Annotated in this window: 21 protein-coding genes; 12 read left to right on the forward strand and 9 right to left on the reverse strand. The window is 73.8% G+C overall.

Annotated features, from left to right (window positions below):
- The first annotated feature begins 72 nt into the window (after positions 1 to 72).
- The 8 genes from EIM47_RS02610 to tkt all read left to right on the forward strand — a co-directional run bounded on the left by EIM47_RS02610 (position 73) and on the right by tkt (position 10,408).
- The gene (locus tag EIM47_RS02610) at positions 73 to 1,086 is read left to right on the forward strand and encodes a MoxR family ATPase (protein WP_019397027.1); all 1,014 of its coding nucleotides are present in this window, start codon (positions 73 to 75) and stop codon (positions 1,084 to 1,086) included.
- Entirely contained in the window at positions 1,083 to 2,003 is a 921-nt protein-coding gene (locus EIM47_RS02615) for a DUF58 domain-containing protein (protein ID WP_019397026.1), read from the forward strand. The genes EIM47_RS02610 and EIM47_RS02615 overlap by 4 nt, the downstream gene beginning before the upstream one ends.
- 5 nt (positions 2,004 to 2,008) lie before the next feature.
- Positions 2,009 to 2,470 (forward strand): DUF4381 family protein, encoded by a 462-nt coding sequence (locus tag EIM47_RS02620; protein ID WP_125076019.1) that lies wholly within the window; start codon positions 2,009 to 2,011, stop codon positions 2,468 to 2,470.
- Positions 2,467 to 3,489: a VWA domain-containing protein gene (locus EIM47_RS02625; RefSeq protein ID WP_125076021.1), complete on the forward strand. Its 1,023-nt coding sequence runs from the start codon at positions 2,467 to 2,469 to the stop codon at positions 3,487 to 3,489. Before EIM47_RS02620 ends, EIM47_RS02625 begins: the two co-directional genes overlap by 4 nt.
- Positions 3,486 to 5,216, forward strand: coding sequence for a tetratricopeptide repeat protein (locus tag EIM47_RS02630; RefSeq protein WP_019397023.1), 1,731 nt, complete (start codon positions 3,486 to 3,488; stop codon positions 5,214 to 5,216). The genes EIM47_RS02625 and EIM47_RS02630 overlap by 4 nt, the downstream gene beginning before the upstream one ends.
- Positions 5,213 to 6,883 carry a BatD family protein gene (locus tag EIM47_RS02635; protein ID WP_125076022.1) on the forward strand — a complete coding sequence of 557 codons (1,671 nt, stop codon included), beginning with the start codon at positions 5,213 to 5,215 and terminating at the stop codon, positions 6,881 to 6,883. Before EIM47_RS02630 ends, EIM47_RS02635 begins: the two co-directional genes overlap by 4 nt.
- A gap of 46 nt (positions 6,884 to 6,929) precedes the next feature.
- Positions 6,930 to 8,237 (forward strand): dicarboxylate/amino acid:cation symporter, encoded by a 1,308-nt coding sequence (locus EIM47_RS02640; protein ID WP_026010757.1) that lies wholly within the window; start codon positions 6,930 to 6,932, stop codon positions 8,235 to 8,237.
- A gap of 170 nt (positions 8,238 to 8,407) precedes the next feature.
- Positions 8,408 to 10,408 (forward strand): transketolase, encoded by a 2,001-nt coding sequence (gene tkt / locus EIM47_RS02645; protein WP_019399793.1) that lies wholly within the window; start codon positions 8,408 to 8,410, stop codon positions 10,406 to 10,408.
- A 94-nt stretch (positions 10,409 to 10,502) separates the two neighbouring features.
- Here the strand turns inward: tkt and EIM47_RS02650 are convergent, their stop codons facing one another.
- The 3 genes from EIM47_RS02650 to EIM47_RS02660 all read right to left on the reverse strand — a co-directional run bounded on the left by EIM47_RS02650 (position 10,503) and on the right by EIM47_RS02660 (position 12,690).
- The gene (locus EIM47_RS02650; protein ID WP_125076024.1) at positions 10,503 to 10,982 is read right to left on the reverse strand and encodes an NUDIX hydrolase; all 480 of its coding nucleotides are present in this window, start codon (positions 10,980 to 10,982) and stop codon (positions 10,503 to 10,505) included.
- Between the two features lie 144 nt (positions 10,983 to 11,126).
- Positions 11,127 to 11,447 carry a BolA family protein gene (locus EIM47_RS02655; protein WP_019399795.1) on the reverse strand — a complete coding sequence of 107 codons (321 nt, stop codon included), beginning with the start codon at positions 11,445 to 11,447 and terminating at the stop codon, positions 11,127 to 11,129.
- A 103-nt stretch (positions 11,448 to 11,550) separates the two neighbouring features.
- Positions 11,551 to 12,690, reverse strand: a complete 1,140-nt coding sequence (locus EIM47_RS02660) for a topoisomerase (protein ID WP_164514523.1) — start codon at positions 12,688 to 12,690, stop codon at positions 11,551 to 11,553.
- Between the two features lie 128 nt (positions 12,691 to 12,818).
- Between EIM47_RS02660 and EIM47_RS02665 the strand changes: the two genes are divergently transcribed.
- From EIM47_RS02665 to EIM47_RS02675, 3 genes are read left to right on the forward strand one after another with little or no spacing between them, the layout of a single operon-like run.
- A complete protein-coding gene (locus EIM47_RS02665) occupies positions 12,819 to 13,199 on the forward strand; it encodes a BlaI/MecI/CopY family transcriptional regulator (RefSeq protein ID WP_026010759.1) in 381 nt (126 codons plus the stop codon).
- Complete coding sequence (locus tag EIM47_RS02670) at positions 13,189 to 14,397, forward strand: TonB family protein (RefSeq protein WP_019399798.1); 1,209 nt, start codon at positions 13,189 to 13,191, stop codon at positions 14,395 to 14,397. Before EIM47_RS02665 ends, EIM47_RS02670 begins: the two co-directional genes overlap by 11 nt.
- A gap of 2 nt (positions 14,398 to 14,399) precedes the next feature.
- Positions 14,400 to 14,996: a hypothetical protein gene (locus EIM47_RS02675; protein ID WP_125076026.1), complete on the forward strand. Its 597-nt coding sequence runs from the start codon at positions 14,400 to 14,402 to the stop codon at positions 14,994 to 14,996.
- On the opposite strand, the gene EIM47_RS02680 is transcribed toward EIM47_RS02675, so the two are convergent.
- The 6 genes from EIM47_RS02680 to EIM47_RS02705 form a co-directional block, all read right to left on the reverse strand.
- A complete protein-coding gene (locus tag EIM47_RS02680; protein ID WP_125076028.1) occupies positions 14,997 to 15,554 on the reverse strand; it encodes a flavin reductase family protein in 558 nt (185 codons plus the stop codon).
- A 54-nt stretch (positions 15,555 to 15,608) separates the two neighbouring features.
- Complete coding sequence (locus tag EIM47_RS02685; protein WP_019399801.1) at positions 15,609 to 16,223, reverse strand: ATP-binding cassette domain-containing protein; 615 nt, start codon at positions 16,221 to 16,223, stop codon at positions 15,609 to 15,611.
- 31 nt (positions 16,224 to 16,254) lie between these two features.
- Entirely contained in the window at positions 16,255 to 16,947 is a 693-nt protein-coding gene (gene modB, locus EIM47_RS02690) for a molybdate ABC transporter permease subunit (RefSeq protein ID WP_164514529.1), read from the reverse strand.
- A gap of 8 nt (positions 16,948 to 16,955) precedes the next feature.
- Positions 16,956 to 17,747 carry a molybdate ABC transporter substrate-binding protein gene (gene modA / locus EIM47_RS02695; protein ID WP_125076030.1) on the reverse strand — a complete coding sequence of 264 codons (792 nt, stop codon included), beginning with the start codon at positions 17,745 to 17,747 and terminating at the stop codon, positions 16,956 to 16,958.
- 59 nt (positions 17,748 to 17,806) lie between these two features.
- Positions 17,807 to 18,661 carry a S1/P1 nuclease gene (locus EIM47_RS02700; RefSeq protein WP_125076032.1) on the reverse strand — a complete coding sequence of 285 codons (855 nt, stop codon included), beginning with the start codon at positions 18,659 to 18,661 and terminating at the stop codon, positions 17,807 to 17,809.
- Between the two features lie 62 nt (positions 18,662 to 18,723).
- Positions 18,724 to 19,347, reverse strand: a complete 624-nt coding sequence (locus EIM47_RS02705) for an OmpW family outer membrane protein (RefSeq protein WP_019399805.1) — start codon at positions 19,345 to 19,347, stop codon at positions 18,724 to 18,726.
- Positions 19,348 to 19,529: 182 nt separating this feature from the next.
- Between EIM47_RS02705 and gap the strand changes: the two genes are divergently transcribed.
- Complete coding sequence (gap, locus tag EIM47_RS02710) at positions 19,530 to 20,534, forward strand: type I glyceraldehyde-3-phosphate dehydrogenase (RefSeq protein ID WP_125076034.1); 1,005 nt, start codon at positions 19,530 to 19,532, stop codon at positions 20,532 to 20,534.
- The last annotated feature ends 18 nt before the right edge of the window (positions 20,535 to 20,552 follow it).

Below are 20,552 nucleotides of genomic sequence, written 5' to 3' on the forward strand. Positions count from 1 at the left end.
CCCGTTCCCGTTTCCGGCGCCGGAGCGGCGGCGATGGAACCAGGCCGCGCCCGGATCGGTCAGAATCGGGGCATGGACAATCCCAACGCCGAACCGGCCGGCCAGCCCGGTGCCACCGACGCCGCGCACGCGGCCTTCCTGCGCCTGCGCGAGAGCCTGGCGGCGAGCATCGTCGGCCAGGACGCGCTGGTCGAGCGCCTGCTGATCGCGCTGCTGGCCGACGGCCACCTGCTGGTGGAGGGTGCGCCCGGCCTGGCCAAGACCACCGCCATCCGCACCCTGGCCGCGCACCTGGAGGCGGACTTCGCCCGCGTCCAGTTCACCCCGGACCTGCTGCCGGCCGACCTCACCGGCACCGAGATCTGGCGCCCGCAGGAGGCACGCTTCGAGTTCCAGCCCGGGCCGGTGTTCCACCCGCTGCTGCTGGCCGACGAGATCAACCGCGCCCCGGCCAAGGTGCAGTCGGCGCTGCTGGAGGCCATGGGCGAGCGCCAGGTCACCGTGGGCCGGCGGACCTACCCGCTGCCGCGGCTGTTCCTGGTGATGGCCACCCAGAACCCGATCGAGCAGGAAGGCACCTTCCCGCTGCCGGAGGCGCAGCTGGACCGGTTCCTGATGCACGTGCGCATCGGCTACCCGGACGCGGCGATGGAGACCGAGATCCTGCGCCTGGCCCGCACCCAGGCGCGCAGCGAACTGCACGCGCCGGCGGCCGCGCCGGCGCGCATGCCGCAGGCGGTGGTGTTCGCCGCGCGCGAGCAGGTGCTGGGGCTGCACATGGCCCCGGCGCTGGAGCGCTACCTGGTGGAACTGGTGCTGGCCTCGCGCGATGCCGGCCGCTACGACCCGGCGCTGGCCCGGCGCATCGCCTGGGGTGCCAGCCCGCGTGGCTCCATCGCGCTGGAGCGCTGCGCCCGTGCCCGCGCCTGGCTGGCCGGGCGCGACTACCTCACCCCCGAGGACATCCGCGCCGTCGCCCCGGACGTGTTGCGCCACCGCGTGCTGCCCAGCTACGAGGCCCTGGCCGAGGGCTGGGACGGCGATCGCCTGGTGGCGGCGCTGCTGGAGCAGGTGCCGCCGCCATGAACGTGGTGGCGCGTCCGCGCCAGGAGGCGGCCGGCGAAGGCCTCGCGCCGCGGCTGGAGGAACTGGTCGCGCTGCGCCATGAAATCCCGCGTGCGGGCACGCCCGGGGTCGGCCGCGCCGGCCTGCGGGCCGCCGCGCCCTCGAGCCTGCGCGGGCGCGGCATGGAGTACGCCGAGTCACGCGAATATGTGGCCGGCGACGACGTGCGGCGCATGGACTGGCGCCTGACCGCGCGCACCGGCCGCGCCCACACCAAGCTGTTCCAGGCCGAGCGCGAGCGCCTGGCCCTGCTGGTGGCCGACACCTCGCCGGCGCTGTACTTCGGCACCCGGGTGCGCTTCAAGTCGGTGCAGGCCGCGCGTGCCGGCGCAGTGGCGGCCTGGGCCGCACTGCGCGCCGGCGACCGCATCGCGGCCCTGCGCGGCGGCGAGGCCGCCATCCCGCCGGCGGCCGGCATGCGCGGGGTGATGCGGGTGCTGGAGGCGCTGGTGCGCTGGTACGCGCAACCGCCGCAGGACGATGCCGGGCTGGAACTGGCCCTGGAACATGCCCAGCGCCTGCTGCGTCCGGGCGCACGCGTGGTGGTGCTGGCCGATCCGCAGGCCGCCGCGCGGGTGCCACTGCAGCGCTGGGCCGCGCTGGGCCGCCACCACGAGGCCGACCTGGTGCTGCTGCAGGACGCACTGGAAACCACGCCGCCGCAGCGCGCGCTGGCGGTGGAGGCGGGCGGGCGGCGCCTGCACCTGCCGCTGCAGCGCGAACAGGCGCGGGCGCAGTGGCATGCGGCGCTGGTGTTGTCGGCCGAGGTGCTGGCACGCACGCTGCCGGCCCATGGTTGGCGCGTGCACTGCCTGGCCACCGATGCGGCGGCCAGCGACTGGATGCAGCCGTCGCGATCCGCGCCGGGCGAGGCATGACCGCCATGGATCCTGCACGGCTGCCCCTGCGCGACGTCCACCTGCCGCCCGCTCCTGGCTGGTGGCCGCCGGCCCCGGGCTGGTGGTGGCTGGGCGCGGGCCTGCTGGTGCTGCTGCTGGCGCTGGCCGGGTACCGGGCGTGGCGCTGGCGGCGCCGCCGGCGCTGGTCACGCTGGTTCCTGCGCGAAACCGGCGAGGGCGCGCCGCCGCAGCGGCTGGCGCAGCTGTCGGCGCTGCTGCGCCGCGCCGCGCGCCAGGCGCAGCCGGGCGCGGAACGGCTGCAGGGCGAGGACTGGCTGCACTTCCTCGATGGCGCCCGCGGCCAGGCATTCAGCGCCGGTCCCGGGCGGCTGCTGCTCGACGGCGCCTTCCGCCCGCAGGCGGATGCCGCCGCGGTGGAACAGGTCGCCGCGCTGGCGCACGCGCGCTTCCTGGAACTGATGGACGCGCGCCGGGGGCGGACATGAGCGCGTGGCTGGCACAGGCCTGGGACGGCTTTGCCGGATTCGCCTGGCCCTGGGCCTGGGCGGCGCTGCCGTTGCCGCTGCTGGTGCGCCTGCTGCTGCCGCCGCGGCGCGATGCCGGTGCCGCGCTGCGGGTGCCGTGGAGCGCACAGCTGCAGGACGTGGCCCCGGTCGGCGGCGCGGCGGGCGTGCGCGGCGGGCTGGCGCTGCTGGCCTGGCTGCTGCTGTGCGCCGCCGCCGCCCGCCCGCAGCAGCTGGGCGAGGCGGTCGCGCCGCAGCAGCAGGCGCGGCAGATGCTGCTGGCGGTGGACCTGTCCGGCAGCATGAGCGAGCTCGACATGATGCTGGGGATGCAGCCGGTGGACCGGCTGACCGCGGCCAAGGCGGTGATCGCCGACTTCCTGCAGCGCCGCAGTGGCGATCGCGTGGGCCTGCTGGTGTTCGGCCAGCGCGCCTACATGCTGACCCCGTTGACCCTGGACCTGGCCGCGGTGCGCGAGCAGCTGCGCGACACCGCCGCCGGCATGGCCGGGCGCGAGACCGCGCTGGGCGATGCGATCGGCCTGGCGGTGAAGCGCCTGCGCGAACAGCCCGAGGGCCAGCGGGTGCTGGTGCTGCTGACCGACGGCGTGAACACCGCCGGCGTGCTGCCGCCGCTGAAGGCGGCCGAGCTGGCCGCCACCGAACGCGTGCGCGTGCACACCATCGCCTTCGGCGGCAGCGGCGGTGGCTTCTCGCTGTTCGGCGTGCCGGTCCAGCCCGGCGAGGACGTGGACGAGGACACCCTGCGCGCGGTCGCGGAGGCCACCGGCGGCCGTTTCTTCCGCGCGCGCGACGCCGACGAGCTGGCCGGCATCTACGCCGAGCTGGAGCGCCTGGAACCGGTGGACGTGGACGCCGCCCCGGTACGCCCGCGGCGGGAGGCCTATGCCTGGCCGCTGGCCGGCGCCCTGGCCCTGGCCCTGCTGGCCTTCGCCATGCCGGCAGGCCGCCGGCGCGAAGCAGGGGGCGCGGCGGCATGAGCGCATGGCTGCCGTTGCTGCATTTCCAGCGCCCGCTGTGGCTGTGGGCGCTGCTCCTGCTGCCGCTGCTGTGGGTTGCCTGGGGCCTGCGCCGCGACCGCGACTGGCGCGGGGTGGTCGATCCGCACCTGCTGCCGGCGCTGCTGGTGCCGGGGCAGGGCCGCGCCTGGCTGCGCCTGGCCGGGGTTTCGCTGGCCCTGCTGCTGGCGATCCTCGCCCTGGCAGGGCCAGGCTGGCGCCAGCAAGGGCAGCCGCTGGTGCGCCCGCACATGCCGCTGGTGGTGGCGCTGGAACTGTCGGCCGCGATCGCCACCCCCGACCTGCCTCCCTCGCGCCTGGCGCATGCCCGGCTGAAGCTGGAGCGGCTGCTGCACCAGCGCCGCGGCGGCGAGATCGGCCTGGTCGCCTGGGCCGAAGATGCCTACACGGTGGCGCCGCTGACCGCCGACACCGGCAACATCGCCCTGTTCCTCGACGCGCTGGCGCCGGACGTGATGCCGGCGGACGGCCAGCGCGCCGACCGCGCGATCACCCAGGCCGCGACCCTGTTGCGCCAGGCCGGCTTCGAGCGCGGCCAGATCCTGCTGCTGGCCGCCGGTGCCGACGAACGCGCGCGGCAGATCGCCGCGGCCACCGCCGCTTCCGGTTACGAGGTCTCGGTGCTGGGCCTGGGCACGCCCGGGGGCGGCGCCTACCGCGATTCCAGCGGCAGGCTGCGTACTTCGCAGCGCGACGACGCGGCCCTGCGTGCGCTGGCAGCCGCCGGGCAGGGCCGCTACGCGCCGCTGGCCATGGGCGATGCCGACCTGCAGGCACTGGGCGTGCTGCAGCCGGTGGAGGTGGAAGGAACGGCCGGGACGGACGGCGCGCTGGCCTGGCTGGACCAGGGCTACTGGTTGCTGCTGCCGTTGCTGCTGCTGGGCGCGCTGGCGTTCCGCCGTGGTGCGCCGCTGCTGGCACTGGTGCTGTTGCTGGGCGCGCTGCCAGCGACGCCGGCGCTGGCGCAGGACAGCCCCTGGCTGCGTCCGGACCAGCAGGCGCAGCGGCAGCTGCAACGCGGCGTGGAGGCCTACCGCCGCGGCGACTTCGCCGCCGCCGCCGAGGCCTTCGCCGCGGCCGGCGCGCGCGGGGCCGAGGCGCAGTACAACCTCGGCAACGCGCTGGCGCGCCAGGGGCGTTACGAGGAGGCGTTGCAGGCCTACGACCGCGCCCTGGCCCAGGCGCCGGGCATGGAGGATGCGCGCGCCAACCGCCAGGTGGTCGAGGCGGCGATGCGCCGGCAGCCGCCGCAGGGCGGCGGCGGACAGTCCGGCGATGCCGGCCAGTCCGGCAAGGACCCGGCCGGGCGCGGCCGGGATCCGGCGGATGACCCGCGCGGCAATAGCCAGGCCGGCGGACAGGACGCGCCGCCGCAGCCACCGGCGCGGGAACGGCCGCGACCTGGCGGGGACGGCGAGGGCGGCCAGGAGGACGCAGCGCAAGCCCGCGCCCGCCAGGAGCAGGCCGACCGCGAGCAGCGCGAGCGCATGCGCCAGGCGCTGGAGCGGCGCGGCCAGGAAGAAGGACAGGCGCAGCCGGCGGACGCCGGCGGGGAGGAACAGCGCGCGCAGCGCGAGCAGCGCCAGGCGCACGAGGCCTGGCTGCAGCGCGTGCCGGACGATCCCGGTGGCCTGCTGCGCGCCAAGTTCCGGCTCGAGCACGAGCGCCGCCAACAGGAGGGACGATGAACGACCCGCTATACCCGCGGTGCGACCAGCGCACTTCGCGGCGGCTGCGCGGCGCCTGCCTGGCGCTGCTGTGGCTGCTGGCCGGCGTCGCCGGTGCCGAAACCCGCGCCTGGCTGGACCGCAGCCAGGTGCGCGAGGGCGAGACCGTCACCCTCAACATCCAGACCGACCAGCCCGGCGTGGCGCCGGACTACGTGCCGCTGCAGGCCGACTTCGAGGTGGGCTCGCCGTTCCGCAGCGATACCGCCGGGCGTGGCGTGCTGTTTGGCGTGCGCCTGGTGCCGCGCCGCGCCGGCGCGCTGGAGGTGCCAGCGCTGCGGGTGGGCGCCGAACGCACGCCGCCGCTGGCGCTGCGCGTGGGGGGCGGGCGCCAGGATGCGCGCGGCGAGGTGTTCCTCGAGACCCGGGTCGAGGAGGAGGCACCGTGGGTGCAGCAAAGCGTCGGGGTCAGCGTGCGCCTGTACTTCGCCACCCCGCTGCTGTCCGGCGAACTGACCCAGGAGCCACCCGAAGGCGCCTCGCTGCAGCGCGTGGGCGACGATGCCACCGGACGCGAGCGCATCGGCGGCCGCGACTACCAGTACGTGGAGCGGCGGTTCCTGCTGGTGCCCGAGCGCAGCGGCCCGCTGGAGGTGCCGGCGCCGCGGTTCCGCGGCAAGGCCGCGCCGCGGTTCTTCGACGACTTCTTCGGCACCGACCGCACCCTGGCCGCCAGCGGCCAGCCGCAGCGGCTGCAGGTGCGCGCGCAGCCGCCCGGCGCGCCGCAGCCGTGGCTGCCGCTGCGCGACCTGCGCCTGCGCTACCTGCAGCCGCCGTCCGCCGCGCGCGCCGGCGAGGCGCTGGAACTGGCGGTCGAGGCCCGCGCCGAAGGCGCCTCCGGCGCGCAGCCGCTGGACCTGCCGGTGCCGCAGGTGGAGGGCGCCCAGGTGTTCGCCGAACGCGCCGAGACCACCGAGCGCTTCGTCGACGGCCGGCCGCAGCTGACCGTGGTGCGCCGCTTCGCGGTGGTGCCGCTGCGCGCGGGGCCGCTGCGGATCCCCGGCCTGGCGGTGGACTGGTGGGATGCAGGCGCCGGGCAGGCGCGCCAGGCGACCCTGCCGGACCTGGAACTGGAGGTGGCCGCGGCCGCACCCGGGCGCGCCCTGCCGGCGCCGGACGGGGCCGTGCCGGCGCCGGCAGGCGAGACCACCCAGGCGTTGCCGGCGACCCTGGCCGGACCCGCCGAAGGCGCCGCCTGGCGCTGGCTGGCCCTGGTCCTGGGCCTGCTGTGGCTGGCCACCCTCGGCTGGGCGCTGTGGCTGCGCGCGCGCCAGCGCCGCCGCACGGCATCGCCCGTCCGCGCGGGACCCGGCGTGGTGCCGACCACCGCCGAGCTGCGCCGCGCCCTGGACACGGAAAGCTTCGGCGAGGCGGTGCGCCTGCTGCAGGCGATGGCGCGGCCGCCGGCGGCCGACCTGGACGAAGTGGTCGGCCGCCTGGCCGATCCGGTGCAGCGCGAGGCCTTGCAGGCCATGCGCCGCGCGCTGTGGGCCGGCGACGGCGATCCGGCCGGCGCGCGCCTGGCGCTGCGCGCGGCGTTCCGCGACGGGCCGCGCTGGGCCGGCGCGGCCGCGGCCGGCGCCGAACCGCCCTTGCCGCCGCTGTACCCGCCCGCGCGGGACGCCTGAGCGCGTCTGCTAACCTGCCGGTTTCGCACGTTTCCAGGAATACCGCATGACCTCCAAAGGACGCCCCTGGCCCATGCCGCTGAAGATGGGCGTGGGCTTTGCCGCCGGCCTGCTGCTGGGCCTGGTGGTGCACCTGACCGCCGGCGCCGATGCCGCTTGGGTCCAGGCGTTCACCCGCTACGTCACCACCCCGGCGGCGGGGCTGTTCCTCAACCTGATCTTCATGCTGATCGTGCCGCTGCTGTTCTCGGCGCTGGTGCTGGGCATCGCCGAGATGGGCGACATCCGCGCGCTCGGCCGGATCGGCTGGAAGACCCTGGCCTACACCGTGGTGCTGTCCGGCGCGGCGGTGCTGCTGGGGCTGGTGCTGGTCAACCTGCTGCGCCCGGGCGCCGGCGTCGACCCGACCCTGGCCTCGCAGCTGCTGGCGCAGAACGCCGAGCGCAGCCGCGACATCGTCGCCAGCATCGAGTCGCAACCGCGCGGCATCGACATGCTGCTGTCGATCGTGCCCAGCAACGTCGTGGCCGCCGCCTCGGACAACGGCTCGATCCTGGCGCTGATGTTCTTCGCGCTGATGTTCGGCGTGGGCATGGTGCTGACCGACGACGACAAGGTCGCCACCCTCAAGCGCGGCATCGAGGGCATCTTCGAGATCTCCATGACCCTGATCGGGCTGGTGATCCGGCTGGCGCCGTACGCGGTGTTCTGCTTCATGTTCAACCTCGCGGCGATCTTCGGCTTCGACCTGCTGCTGCGGCTGGGCGCGTACGTGGGCGTGGTGGTGCTGGCGCTGGGCCTGCACATGTTCGTCGGCTACGGCCTGGCGGTGCGCATGGCCGGGCGCTCGCCGCTGAAGTTCTTCCGCGACATCCAGGAAGCGGCGGTGATGGCCTTCTCCACCGCCTCCAGCAACGCCACCCTGCCGACCGCGCTGCGCGTGGCCGACGAGATCGGCCTGCCGCACAAGGTGTCGCGCTTCGTGCTGACCGTCGGCGCCACCGCCAACCAGAACGGCACCGCGCTGTTCGAGGGCGTGACCGTGATCTTCCTGGCCCAGTTCTTCGGCGTGGACCTGAGCCTGGGCCAGCAGTTCATGGTGATGCTGGTGTGCATCCTCGGCGGCATCGGCACCGCCGGCGTGCCCTCCGGCTCGCTGCCGGTGGTGGCGCTGATCTGCGCCATGGTCGGGGTGAACCCGATCGGCATCGGCCTGATCCTGGGCGTGAACCATTTCCTGGACATGTGCCGGACCACGCTCAACGTCAGCGGCGACCTGACCCTGGCCGCGCTGGTGGCCGCCGGCGAGCCGGAGGACGGCGGCGCCGCGGCCGGCCCGGAGGCGGCCACCTGAGGGCGACGGTTGCAGGCAAAACCGTGGCGGGAACGTTCCCTCGCCGGAAATGTCGGAAACGCTGCGTTCAGGGCGCCAAATCAAGGGCTTGCGACGGGACAGGACGGGCGCGGGATGCAACAATGGCCGGCCCGCATCCCGCGGTTGCCATCGAACTAGCCGAATCCCACATGACGAAGCCGACCCGCCGCCAGCTCGCCAATGCCATCCGTTTCCTCGCCGCCGATGCGGTCGAGGCCGCCAAGTCGGGCCACCCCGGCATGCCGATGGGCATGGCCGACATCGCCGAAGTGCTGTGGAACGACTACCTGCGCCACAACCCGTCCAACCCGGACTGGTTCAACCGCGACCGCTTCGTGCTGTCCAACGGCCACGGCTCCATGCTGCACTACGCGCTGCTGCACCTGAGCGGCTACGACCTGCCGATCGAGGAGCTCAAGCGCTTCCGCCAGCTGCACAGCAAGACCGCCGGCCACCCGGAGCGCTACGAAACCCCGGGCGTGGAGACCACCACCGGCCCGCTGGGCCAGGGCTTCGCCAACGCCGTGGGCTTCGCCCTGGCGGAGAAGCTGCTGGCGCAGCGCTACAACCGCCCCGAATTCGAGGTCGTCGACCACCGCACCTGGGTGTTCATGGGCGACGGCTGCATGATGGAAGGCGTGTCCCACGAGGCCGCATCGCTGGCCGGCACCTGGGGCCTGGGCAAGCTCACCGCCTTCTGGGACGACAATGGCATCTCGATCGACGGCGAGGTGCACGACTGGTTCACCGACGACACCCCGGCGCGCTTCGAGGCCTACGGCTGGCACGTGGTGCGCGGCGTGGACGGCCATGACCCGGAGGCGATCAAGGCGGCGATCGAGCAGGCCATCGCGGTGGAGGACAAGCCGAGCCTGATCTGCTGCAAGACCACCATCGGCTTCGGTTCGCCGAACAAGGCCGGCAAGGAGGAATCGCACGGCGCGCCGCTGGGCAAGGACGAGGTCGAGGCCACCCGCAAGGCCCTGGACTGGCCGTATGCGCCGTTCGAGATCCCGCAGGAGATCTACGACGGCTGGCGCGCCAACGGCGCCGGCCAGCTGCGCCAGGCCGAGTGGGAGCAGCTGTTCGACAAGTACGCCAGGCAGTACCCGGCCGAGGCCGAGGAACTGGTCCGCCGCTCGCGCGGCGAACTGCCGGCCGACTTCGTGGCCCAGGCCGACGCCTTCATCGCCAAGGTCCAGGCCGAGGGCGCGACCATCGCCTCGCGCAAGGCCTCGCAGAACGCGATCGCCGCGTTCGCGCCGCTGCTGCCGGAGCTGATCGGCGGCTCGGCCGACCTGGCCCCGTCCAACCTGACCCAGTGGAAGGCCAGCAAGTCGGTGACCGTGGCCGACCGCGAGGCCAACTACGTGCACTACGGCGTGCGCGAGTTCGGCATGAGCGCGATTGCCAATGGCATCGCCCTGCACGGCGGCTTCCTGCCGTTCGACGCCACCTTCCTGGTGTTCAGCGACTACGCGCGCAACGCGCTGCGCATGAGCGCGCTGGTCCCGGCGCACGTGATCCACGTGTTCACCCACGACTCCATCGGCCTTGGCGAGGACGGCCCGACCCACCAGCCGGTCGAGCACCTGGCCTCGCTGCGCTACATCCCCAACAACGACGTGTGGCGCCCGTGCGACGCGGTCGAGTCGGCGGTGGCCTGGAAGCAGGCGATCCTGCGCAAGGACGGCCCGAGCGTGCTGGTGTTCAGCCGCCAGAACCTGCCGCACCAGGCACGCAGCGAGGAGCAGGTGAAGCTGGTCGAGCGCGGCGGCTACGTGCTGGCCGACGCCGAAGGCGGCAACCCCGACGTGATCCTGATCGGCACCGGTTCGGAAGTGTCGCTGGCGATGGAGGCCAAGGCGCAGCTGGACGCGGCCGGGATCAAGGCGCGCGTGGTGTCGATGCCCTCGACCACCGTGTTCGACCGCCAGGACGAGGCCTACCGCGAGTCGGTGCTGCCGAAGTCCGTGCGCAAGCGCGTGGCGGTGGAAGCCGGCGTCACCGACTTCTGGCGCAAGTACGTGGGCCTGGACGGCGCGGTCATCGGCCTGGACCGCTTCGGCGCCTCGGCCCCGGCCGGCGAGCTGTACAAGTACTTCAACATCACCACCGAGGCGGTGGTGGCCGCGGCCAGGGCGCTCTGAGTCCTGGCCATCCGTCGGCTGGGCCACGTGCCCGCCCGACGGAACCGCGATGCAAAGGGAAGGGGACGCGCAGGCGTCCCCTTTCCGTTTCCGGTCAGCGCCGGCCGAACTGCGCGACCAGCCAGGCGTCGATCGCGGAAACCCCGCCCGGCAGCGCCGGCAGGCGCGCCCAGTGCAGGCTCTCGATCTCCGGGTCCAGGGCGTGGCCGTGGCGCCGCTGCAGGCCGCGGGTCGCGAACAGCAGGCCGGTCAGCGGCCACGGCGAGCGAGGCGAGCGGATGCGCAGCCAGCCGGCGGGCTCCAGCGCGCCGGCGGCGTGGCCGGTTTCCTCCAGCAGTTCGCGCGCGGCCGCGCGCAGCGGCGGCTCGCCGGGATCGACCCAGCCGCCGGGCAGTTCCAGCACCTGGCGCGCGGCATTGCGCACCAGCAGGATCCGGCCGAGGTCGACCGCCAACACCAGGACGAAGTCCGGCGCCGCGCCCGGCGCCCGGCCGCGGCCGGCGGCGAGCAGCACTTCGCCGCGCTCATTGCAGGGCGGCGGTTCGGGGACGGGGATCGGTGCGGATGCGGACACGGTTCGCGTTGCGGGCAAGGCCACGAACAACGGTCCGGGGCGTGCGCATTGTGGCCGAAGCCGGCGCCGGCGGACATGCCGCCGGCGCTGACCGCCCGCCACCACGTGCGGGTGGGCTTGCCTGCCCGCGGATGCGGGTGCGGCTCAGTGCGCGGCCGGCTTGTCGTGCTTGCTGCCGCCGCGGCAGCGCGGCGACTCCGGCACGCTGGCGTCGGCCTCCCATTCGGCCGGGGTGTAGGTGTGCAGGGCCAGTGCATGGATCTGCTGCATCAGCCCGCCCATGGCCGCGTACACCGCCTGGTGGCGCTGCACCGGGCGCTTGCCGGCGAAGGCCTCGCTGACGATCACCGCCTTGTAGTGGGTCTCCAGGCCGCGGCTGTGCATGTGGCTCTCGTCCAGCACCTCCAGGTGCAGGGGCTGCAGGGCGGCGAGGGCCTGGCGGATCTGGTCGGCGCGGGTGCTCATGGGCGGTGGCGTGTTGGAAGTCGCTAACAGGATGGAGGCGGATTGGCCGGGTTCAAGCGGACGGCCGCCCTGCCGGCGCGGGGCGTGCGCATTCCGGGCAGCTTCAGGGCGCCGGCAGCGGCAGGTCGGGTGCCGGCTGGCGCAGCAGGTGGCGGCGGATCGCAGCGCGTGCCGGCGCGTCCCATTCCGGGCGCCAGGCGCAGTGCGCCGCGCTCTCCACCTCCGCGTGGTAGCCGAGGTTGCCGGTGGCGCCGAGCAGTCCGTACACCTCCCGTGCCGCCAGCACGCTGGCGCGTGCGGCCGGCGCACCCAGCCAGGCGATATGCGGGTTGTCCAGCACCAGCAGGCCGCGTGGCGCGACCAGGGCCAGCACCTGGTGCTGGTCCACCGCCAGCCGCCGCGGGTCGTCGGCATAGGTGCCGAACGCGTCGCCCAGCCAGGGCTGCTCGCCAAAGGCGCTGGTGGCCGGCTGCGCGCCCTCCGGCGCGTGGCGCCAGGTGGGCACGCCACCAGCGCCGGATTCGATCGGCACGGTCAGGACCACGCGCGGGTCGAAGGCGCCGGCCGCCAGCGCCCCCTTGCCGTGGCGCGAGCAGCCGCTGACGCCGATCGCATCGGCGCGCAGCAGGCGGCCGTCGTCGGCGGCGATCACATCGATGACCCGGCTCACGCCCCAGGCCCAGGCCATCAGCGTGCCGGTGCCGGCGACCTCGTCGCCGTACAGGCGGTAGAACGCGCCCTCCTTGCGCCGCCCCTGGCCGGTCTCGGCACCGATGTCGGTGCTGGGGAACTCGATCCAGGCCACGCCCTCGCTGGCCAGCAGTTCCGGGCTGACCCCGGCCACCCCGGCCATCACCAGCATCGCCGGGAAAGGTCCCTCGCCCGGGGGCAGGTGCAGGCGCGCGGCGAAGCGCTCGCCGCGGCCGCCGTGGCGCACCTCGACCTCGATCCGCTCCGGGGTGACCGTGCCGGCCACCGCCTCCGGTGCCGGCCCCTTGCTGCCGTAGACCTGGGCCTCCAGCGCATGCAGGGTCTGCTGCCGCAGGCAGTGCCATTGCCCCGGTTCATGCGCGCGGCTTCCATCGGGCAGGCGCAGCGGATCGGGCAGTTCCGCCTGCAGGCCGGCTGCGGGTGGCAGGACCGGGCAGTCGCGGGCCTCGTCACCGGCCGTGGCAGCGGCCGCGCCGTGCCAGGCCAGCAGCAACAGGCCCGCAAGCAGGGGCCGACTCGGGTTCCAGCGCATGCGTTCTCTCCATCCCCGGTACGGGGGGATCATGCCAGCGCCCGAGGGCTTGACGCGGGCTTGCGTTTACGCTTGTAATCCAATCTCGATTACAGGCGTAAACGGAGGTCCGCATGGCGCACGAACCGATCCCCGTAACCGATGCAGAGGCCACGGTCATGGAAGTGCTGTGGCAGTCCAGCCCGCGCAGCTCCGAGGACGTGGTCGCGGCGGTGGCACCGGCCACCGGCTGGGCCGAGCCCACCATCAAGACCCTGCTCAACCGCCTGCTCAACAAGGGCGCGATCAGCGCCGAGCGCGAGGGCCGGCGCTACCTCTATTCGCCGGTGCTGAGCCGCGAGGCCTGGGTGGAGCAGCAGAGCGAAGGCCTGCTGGCCCGCCTGTTCGGCGGCCGGGTGGCGCCATTGGTGGCGCATTTCAGCGAGCGCGGCCGGCTGTCGGCCACCGACATCGCCGAGCTCAAGCGCCTGGTGTCGCGGCTGGAGGAGGGCGGGGACGATGGACGCTGAGCTGGTCCTGCTGTTGCGCGCCACCCTGGCCCTGACCGTGGCCGGCGCGCTGGTGCTGGCGCTGCGCCGTCCGGCGCGCGCGCTGTGGGGCGCGCAGGGAGCCTACCTGCTGTGGACTTGCGTCCCGGTCGCGGTGCTGGCCGCGTCGTTGCCGAAGGGCACCACGCTGCCGCTGCCGGTGGCCGCGGCCTGGCTGGAGCCGGTGCAGGCCGGCGTGGCCGCCGCGGCCGCAGCCACGTCGCCGGCCTGGCGGGCCTGGCTGCTGCCGCTGTGGCTGGCCGGCGTGCTCGCCAGCGCCGCGCTCATGGCCTGGCAGCAGTGGCGTTTCCGGCGCGCGCTGGGGCCGCTGCAGGCGCGCCCGGACGGGCTGTTCCAGGCCCGCGGCACCCACCCGGCGCTGCCGGCGGTGGTGGGCCTGCTGCGGCCGCGGATCGTGCTGCCGGCCGATTTCGAGCGGCGCTACAGCGCGGCCGAGCGCGAGCTGGTCCTGCAGCACGAACGCCTGCACGTGCGCCGCGGCGACCTGCCGGCCAATGCACTGGCCGCGCTGCTGCGCTGCCTGTTCTGGTTCCACCCGCTGCTGCCGGCCGCGCTGCGGCGCTTCCGCCACGACCAGGAACTGGCCTGCGATGCCGCGGTGATCGCGCGCCATCCCCGCCAGCGGCGCGTGTACGGCGAGGCCATGCTCAAGGCGCAGCTGCCGCACGCGCCGCTGCCGCTGGGTTGCCACTGGCCGCCGCTGCATGCGCTCAGGGAGCGGATCGAACTGCTGCGGCGCCCGGCGGCGTCACCGCGGCAGCGGCTTGCCGCCGCGCTGGTGGCGTGCGCGCTCGCCTGCGGCATCGGCGGCCTGGCCTGGGCCGCGCGGCCGGCCGCGGCCGCCGCGCAGGAGGGGGACTGGCTGCCGGTACCGGCGGCGTTCATGCCGCCGCCGCGCTATCCGAAGGAGGCCGCCGAGGCCGGGATCGCCGGCGAGGTGAGCCTGCTGCTGGACCTGGCCGCCGACGGCAGCGTGGCGGCGGTGGAAGTGGAGCGCGCCGCGCCGGCCGGGGTGTTCGAGGCCGCGGCGGTGGAAGCGGCGCGGCAGTGGAAGTTCAGGCCGGACGCGGACGACGGCGTGGCCAGGGTCCGCCGCGTGCGCGTGCCGATCAGTTTTGCCCCGGACAAGCGGGCCACGGACCAGGGAGGCCAGGAATGACGATGTGGTTCCATCACGCTTGCGGCGGCGGACGTGCCGCGCGGTGGCTGTGCGGTGGCCTGCTGGCGCTGGCCGCGGCCGGTTGCGCCAGCCGCGGCGGGATCGACGAGGCCCAACCCGATGCCAGCGCCGGCGTGGGCCAGCGCATGATCGTGCCGACTACCGACACCCGTTACGAGCTGGCGCCCCACCAGGGCTTCGTGTTCCCGCGGATCCTGGCCAACGACAGCCCGGCGTTCCCGGCGCACTACCGCCCGCCCAGTCCGTTCTCCGCGACCCTGTGCGTGTCGCTGGCGGTGGGCGAGGACGGCGAGGTGCGCAACGTGCACCTGGTCGGCGCACCGGGCTGCATCGCGCCCGAGGAAGCACCGGAACCGCTGGGCACGGCGGTGCTCGAAGCGGTCGCGGCCTGGGAATTCGAGCCGGCATTGCTGTGCGAATACCCGGACGCGGCCACCCGCAACCGCGACTGGAACGGGGGCGGCTGCACCGGCGCGGTGAGCGCGGTCAAGCCGGTGCCGGTCACCCTGGCCTGGGCCTTCACCTTCGAGCTGCAGCAGGGCCAGGCGCGGGTTTCCAACCGGCGGTCCTCGCCCTGACTACTGCCCCAGCATTTCCGGGCGGAACAGGCGGCGCCGGCTGGTTTCATCGCCGGACAGCATGAAGCGGCCGTCGCCGCGGTAGTGCACGGTGCGCGGGCGCTGCGGCCGCGCCGCCACGTGCGCGCGCACGACCTGCCACACGAACAGCGGGTAGTCGTCGTTGAGGTGGGTGCGGCGCAGGCGGCATTCGAAGCTAGCGTGGCATTCGCCGATCAGCGGCGCACCGACCAGCTCGGCCGCCTGCGCGGTCAGGCCGAAGCGCTGGAACTTGTCGACCTGCGCGCTGCTGCAGTTGCCGATGCCGACCACCGCGTCCAGCAGCGGCGCGGTGGGCAGGTTGATCACGCACTGGCGGCTGCGCCGTGCCAGCGCATGGCTGGTGTTGGCGTCCCAGATGTAGGTGCCGACCAGGTCGTAGCCGAGCATCATGTGCCAGCCGCAGGTCATGATCGCGCGCTGGCCCTTCCACGCGGTGGTGACCAGCACCACCGGGCCGGGCTCGAGGAAGCGCCAGATCTTCTCCACCGGGAACGCGGTCTTGCGGGGCAGGGCCATGCTCGGCTCCTTCGTGGACGCCGCCAGCCTGCGCACGCGCGCGGCAACGGCGCGTCAATCCAGCACGTGGATGGCGTCGGCCAGGCGCCGCACTTCGTCGGGATGGTGGCTGACGTAGAGCATCGGCAGGCGCACCTCGTCGCGCACCTTCCGCAGCCACGGGATCAGTTCCTCGCGGCGCGCCGGGTCCAGCGCCGACAGCGGCTCGTCGAACAGCAGCACCGCCGGCTGCGACAGCAGGGCGCGACCGATCGCCACGCGCTGCGACTCGCCGCCGGACAGGTGGCGGGTGCGCCGGTCCAGCAGGTGGCCGATGCCCAGCAACTCGACCACCGCGTCGAAGGCGAAGCCGGCCTGGCCGCCGCGGTGGCGGCCATAGAGCAGGTTGCGGCGTACGTCCAGGTGCGGGAACAGGCGCGCGTCCTGGAACACGTAGCCGACCTGGCGGCGATGGGTGGGCACGTCGATGCCGCGCGCGCTGTCGTACAGCACGCGGCCGTCGATCTCGATGTAACCCGATTCCGGCCGCACCAGCCCGGCGATGGCATTGAGCACGCTGGTCTTGCCGGCACCGGACGGGCCGGCGAGCGCCAGCACCCGCGCCTGCTCGTCGATCCGCACGTGGCGCTGGAAGCGGCCGCGGCGCAGATGGATGTCGACCTTCAGCATGGCGCGGCTCCGCGCATGGGCTGGTCCATGCTCATTCCTCCTCGCCCCCGCGCTGGCGCCGCACCAGCCATTCGGAGAACAGCAGCGCGCCCAGCGAGATCACCAGCGCCACCGCGGCCAGGCGCCAGATCCCCGATTCGCCGCCCGGTACCTGCATCAGCCCGTAGATCGCCGAGGACAGGGTGCGGGTCTCGCCGGGGATGGCGGAGACGAAGGTGATGGTGGCGCCGAACTCGCCCAGCGCCTTGGCGAAGCCCAGGGCGGCGCCGGCCACCAGGCCCGGCCAGGCCAGCGGCAGGGTCACGGTGAGGAATACCCGCCACGGCGCCGCGCCCAGGGTGGCCGCGGCCTGCTCCAGGCGCCGGTCCACGTTCTCGATCGACAGCCGGATCGCGCGCACCATCAGCGGGAAGCCCATCACCGCGCAGGCCAGCGCCGCGCCGGTCCAGCGGAAGGCGAGGCTGATGCCGAAGGTGTCCTCCAGCCAGCGCCCGGCCGGGCCCTGCTGGCCGAACAGCACCAGCAGCGCGTAGCCCATCACCACCGGCGGCAGCACCAGCGGCAGGTGCACCAGCGCGTCCAGCAGCGACTTGCCGGGGAAGCGCCGGCGCGCCAGCAGCCACGCCACCGCCACCCCGAACGGCAGGCTGGCGAGGGCGGCCACGGCGGCCACTTTCAGGCTCAGCGCGATGGCGGTGATCTCGTCCTGGGTGAAGCCGGGCAGGGCCATGCTCAGTCCTGGGGATGGAAACCGTGCCGGGCGAAGATCGCCCGCGCCTGCGGCCCGGCCAGCCAGCGCACGAATCCGCGCGCGGCGGGCGTGGCCGGCGCCACCGCGGCGACCGGGTAGATGATCGGCGGATGGCTGCCGGCGGGGAAGGTCGCCACCACCTGCACCCGCGGCTCGGCGCGGGCGTCGGAGGCGTAGACCACGCCCAGCGGGGTCTCGCCGCGGGCCACCAGCATCAGCGCCACGCGCACGCTCTCCGCCTCGGCCAGCCGGCCCTGGACCGCCGGCCAGTGGCCCAGCGCCTGCAGCGCCTGGCGCGCGTACTTGCCGGCCGGCACCGTCTGGGTCTGCGCGACCGCCAGCCGGCCCTTGCCCAGGGCCGCCGCCAGGGCGCCGGGCCGGGCCAGGTCCACCGCCGGCGCCGCCGCGGTGCGCGGGGCGACCAGCACCAGGGTGTTGCCCAGCAGTTCCTGGCGGCTGCCGGGATCGATCCGCCCGCGTTGCTGGAGGTAGTCCATCCAGGCATCGTCGGCGGAGAAGAACACCTGCGCCGGCGCGCCCTGCTCGATCTGCCGGGCCAGGGTGGAGCTGGCCGCGTAGGACACGCGCACCGGCACGCCGGTGGCCTGGCGGTAGGCGGCGGCCGCCTCGTCCAGCGATTCCTGCAGGCTGGCCGCGGCGAACACCGTCAGCGGCGCGCCGCCGGCCGCGGATGCGCCGCTGCCCGCCGCCAGGCCGGCGACGGCCAGCGCGGTGGTGGTACACAGGCGCAGCAGGAGGCTCGGCTTGGACATGGCGTTTCTCCGGTGGGGTTGCGGCGAAAGCGATGCGGTCGGGCCGGGCGGCGGCCGGGTTATCCGGGATCGCCCAGGGTGGCTTCCAGCACCTCGGCCAGGCGCGCCGCACCCAGGCGCAGCTGCGCCTCCTGGGTCGGCAGGTGCGCGTCCACGTAGGCATCGTCGACCACGTGGCCCTGCGGGTACACCCCGGGGGCGAGGCCGGTGCGGCAGGACTGCTCGACCCAGGGCAGCGGGAAGCCGGGGCGCGGCGGGCGGCCGACCGGTTCGACCGCCGGCGCGGGCAGGGTGCGCAGGCGCTGCAGCCAGGCCTCCTCGTCCAGCCGCCGGGTGGCGAGCAGGCCGCTGTCCCACAGCGAGTGCAGGTTGCTGCCCTTGCCGCGGTAGTTGACCTGGTAGTTGTTGCCGCCGCGGTCGTGGCGGTAGCCGGCGTGCAGCGGCTGGTGCGCGTCGCCGGCCAGGTGCACGACGAACTTCAGCGCCTGCAGGCGCTCCGCGTCGCTGCGGCTACGGTCGGCGAGGATGCGCGCCTGCGCCTCGAGCGCCTCGTTCACGCAGTTGCCGTCGGGGCAATGGGCCTGGCGCTCGTAATGGCAGTCGGCCTCGCCGATGTTGACGTAGTGCCAGGCGGCGGTGCGCCGGCCCAGCACCGGATCGGACCCGCGCAGGTTGTCGGCCCAGTTGGCGATTCCGGCCAGGCCGGGTTCGGGCTCGCCGCGCAGCAGGCGCTGGGCTTCGGCGCGCGCGGCCGGCGAGAGCTGTTCCTCGGCCAGGCGCGCCACCAGGCGGTGGCCGAGCGGTCCCCAGGCCTGCGCCGGCAGGGCCACGGACAGCAGCAACAGGAAGCCCGGCAGCCACGCGGAGTGGCGCCGGGCGCGGATCGGACGGGTGGAAGCGGTGCGGGACATCATCGGCCAACTTTAACCGACTGTCCCGCACCACCGCCTTTCCCCGCCAAGGGAAGCGTTGTCGCTCAGAACTTCATGACGTAGGACGCGCCGTACACCAGCGGGTCGATGTTGGCGGTGCCGAGCTTGGCGCCGTCGACCTTGACGTCGGTGTCGATGTCGGCCCAGCGCACGTCGACGCGCACCGAGGCCTTCTCGCTGACCTTGAAGTCCAGGCCGGCGTGCGCGGCCAGGCCGAAGGAATCGTCCAGCTTCAGCTTGGTGCCGGCCAGGGCGCCGGTGGTGTCCTCGCTGAAGAAGGTGGTGTAGTTGATGCCCACGCCCAGCAGCGGCGAGACCTTGCCGGCGCTGTTGAAGTGGTACTGCAGGGTGATGGTCGGCGGCAGGTGCTTGGTCTGGCCGACCTTGCCCACGCCCTTGACCGCGATCTCGTGCTTGAACGGCAGCGCACCCAGGACCTCGACGCCGAGGTTGTCCTTGACGAAGTACTCGAAGGTCACGCTGGGCTTGGCGTCGCTGTCGATGGCCAGCGGCAGGGTACCGTCGGCCAGCTTGCCGTTGTCGGACTTCGGGTCGACCTGGTGCAGGCCCACGCCCAGGGTCCAGTCGCCGGCGGACTGGGCGAAGGCCGGGGCGGCGGCGACGGCGGCAAGGGAAGCGGCAAGCAGCGGGAGAAGCTTGTGTTTCATCGGTAACACTCTGCGTGTTGGGTGTGGCGGGAAGTCTCCGCCCGGTCCCCGGGGCGCGCCTTGATTCCAGTCAAGCCGGGCGCAGGTGGCGCCGGTGCCGGTGCGCTAGAATGGCCATCCGCTGCATTACCCCCTTCATCCACCACGGGCCGCGCCCCGGCGCGGCGTCAGGAGTCATCAGAATGGCGATCAAGGTAGGCATCAATGGCTTCGGCCGCATCGGCCGCAACGTTCTGCGTTCTGCCGTGCAGAACTTCGGCGACGACATCGAGATCGTGGCGATCAACGACCTGCTGGAGCCCGACTACCTGGCCTACATGCTGAAGTACGACTCCGTGCACGGCCGCTTCAAGGGCGAGGTGCAGGTCGAGGGCAACACCCTGGTCGTCAACGGCAGGAAGATCCGCCTGACCCAGGAGCGCGACCCGGCCAACCTGAAGTGGGACGCGGTGGGCGCCGAGGTGGTGATCGAGTCCACCGGCCTGTTCCTGGACAAGGACAGCGCGGGCAAGCACCTGGCCGCCGGCGCGAAGAAGGTGATCATGTCGGCCCCGTCCAAGGACGACACGCCGATGTTCGTCTACGGCGTCAACCACGACACCTACGCCGGCGAGGCGATCATCTCCAACGCCAGCTGCACCACCAACTGCCTGGCGCCCCTGGCCAAGGTGATCCACGACAAGTGGGGCATCAAGCGCGGCCTGATGACCACCGTGCACGCCGCCACCGCCACCCAGAAGACGGTCGACGGCCCGTCCAACAAGGACTGGCGCGGCGGCCGCGGCATCCTCGAGAACATCATCCCGTCCTCCACCGGCGCGGCCAAGGCGGTGGGCAAGGTGATCCCCTCGCTCAACAAGAAGCTCACCGGCATGAGCTTCCGCGTGCCGACCTCGGACGTGTCGGTGGTCGACCTGACCGCCGAGCTGGAGAAGCCGGCGACCTACGAGGAGATCAAGGCCGAGATCAAGGCGCAGAGCGAGGGCGCGCTGAAGGGCATCCTCGGCTACACCGAGGACAAGGTGGTGGCCACCGACTTCCGCGGCGACACCCGCACCTCGATCTTCGACGCCGACGCCGGCATCCAGCTCGACCCGACCTTCGTCAAGCTGGTGGCCTGGTACGACAACGAGTGGGGCTACTCCAACAAGTGCCTGGAGATGGCCCGCGTGGTGGCCGGCAAGTAAGCCGCACCGCAAGCGCTG

Origin of the sequence: Pseudoxanthomonas sp. SGT-18 (assembly GCF_003931645.1) — a bacterium.
GTDB lineage: Bacteria > Pseudomonadota > Gammaproteobacteria > Xanthomonadales > Xanthomonadaceae > Pseudoxanthomonas.

Excerpts from the sequence above, each read along its gene's own strand:
- EIM47_RS02610 (WP_019397027.1), top strand. The coding sequence starts at position 73 with ATGGACAATCCCAACGCCGAACCGGCCGGCCAGCCCGGTGCCACCGAC.
- EIM47_RS02615 (WP_019397026.1), top strand. The coding sequence starts at position 1,083 with ATGAACGTGGTGGCGCGTCCGCGCCAGGAGGCGGCCGGCGAAGGCCTC.
- EIM47_RS02620 (WP_125076019.1), top strand. The coding sequence starts at position 2,009 with ATGGATCCTGCACGGCTGCCCCTGCGCGACGTCCACCTGCCGCCCGCT.
- EIM47_RS02625 (WP_125076021.1), top strand. The coding sequence starts at position 2,467 with ATGAGCGCGTGGCTGGCACAGGCCTGGGACGGCTTTGCCGGATTCGCC.
- EIM47_RS02630 (WP_019397023.1), top strand. The coding sequence starts at position 3,486 with ATGAGCGCATGGCTGCCGTTGCTGCATTTCCAGCGCCCGCTGTGGCTG.
- EIM47_RS02635 (WP_125076022.1), top strand. The coding sequence starts at position 5,213 with ATGAACGACCCGCTATACCCGCGGTGCGACCAGCGCACTTCGCGGCGG.
- EIM47_RS02640 (WP_026010757.1), top strand. The coding sequence starts at position 6,930 with ATGACCTCCAAAGGACGCCCCTGGCCCATGCCGCTGAAGATGGGCGTG.
- tkt (WP_019399793.1), top strand. The coding sequence starts at position 8,408 with ATGACGAAGCCGACCCGCCGCCAGCTCGCCAATGCCATCCGTTTCCTC.
- EIM47_RS02655 (WP_019399795.1), bottom strand. The coding sequence starts at position 11,447 with ATGAGCACCCGCGCCGACCAGATCCGCCAGGCCCTCGCCGCCCTGCAG.
- EIM47_RS02660 (WP_164514523.1), bottom strand. The coding sequence starts at position 12,690 with ATGCGCTGGAACCCGAGTCGGCCCCTGCTTGCGGGCCTGTTGCTGCTG.
- EIM47_RS02670 (WP_019399798.1), top strand. The coding sequence starts at position 13,189 with ATGGACGCTGAGCTGGTCCTGCTGTTGCGCGCCACCCTGGCCCTGACC.
- EIM47_RS02675 (WP_125076026.1), top strand. The coding sequence starts at position 14,400 with ATGTGGTTCCATCACGCTTGCGGCGGCGGACGTGCCGCGCGGTGGCTG.
- EIM47_RS02680 (WP_125076028.1), bottom strand. The coding sequence starts at position 15,554 with ATGGCCCTGCCCCGCAAGACCGCGTTCCCGGTGGAGAAGATCTGGCGC.
- EIM47_RS02685 (WP_019399801.1), bottom strand. The coding sequence starts at position 16,223 with ATGCTGAAGGTCGACATCCATCTGCGCCGCGGCCGCTTCCAGCGCCAC.
- modA (WP_125076030.1), bottom strand. The coding sequence starts at position 17,747 with ATGTCCAAGCCGAGCCTCCTGCTGCGCCTGTGTACCACCACCGCGCTG.
- EIM47_RS02700 (WP_125076032.1), bottom strand. The coding sequence starts at position 18,661 with ATGATGTCCCGCACCGCTTCCACCCGTCCGATCCGCGCCCGGCGCCAC.
- EIM47_RS02705 (WP_019399805.1), bottom strand. The coding sequence starts at position 19,347 with ATGAAACACAAGCTTCTCCCGCTGCTTGCCGCTTCCCTTGCCGCCGTC.
- gap (WP_125076034.1), top strand. The coding sequence starts at position 19,530 with ATGGCGATCAAGGTAGGCATCAATGGCTTCGGCCGCATCGGCCGCAAC.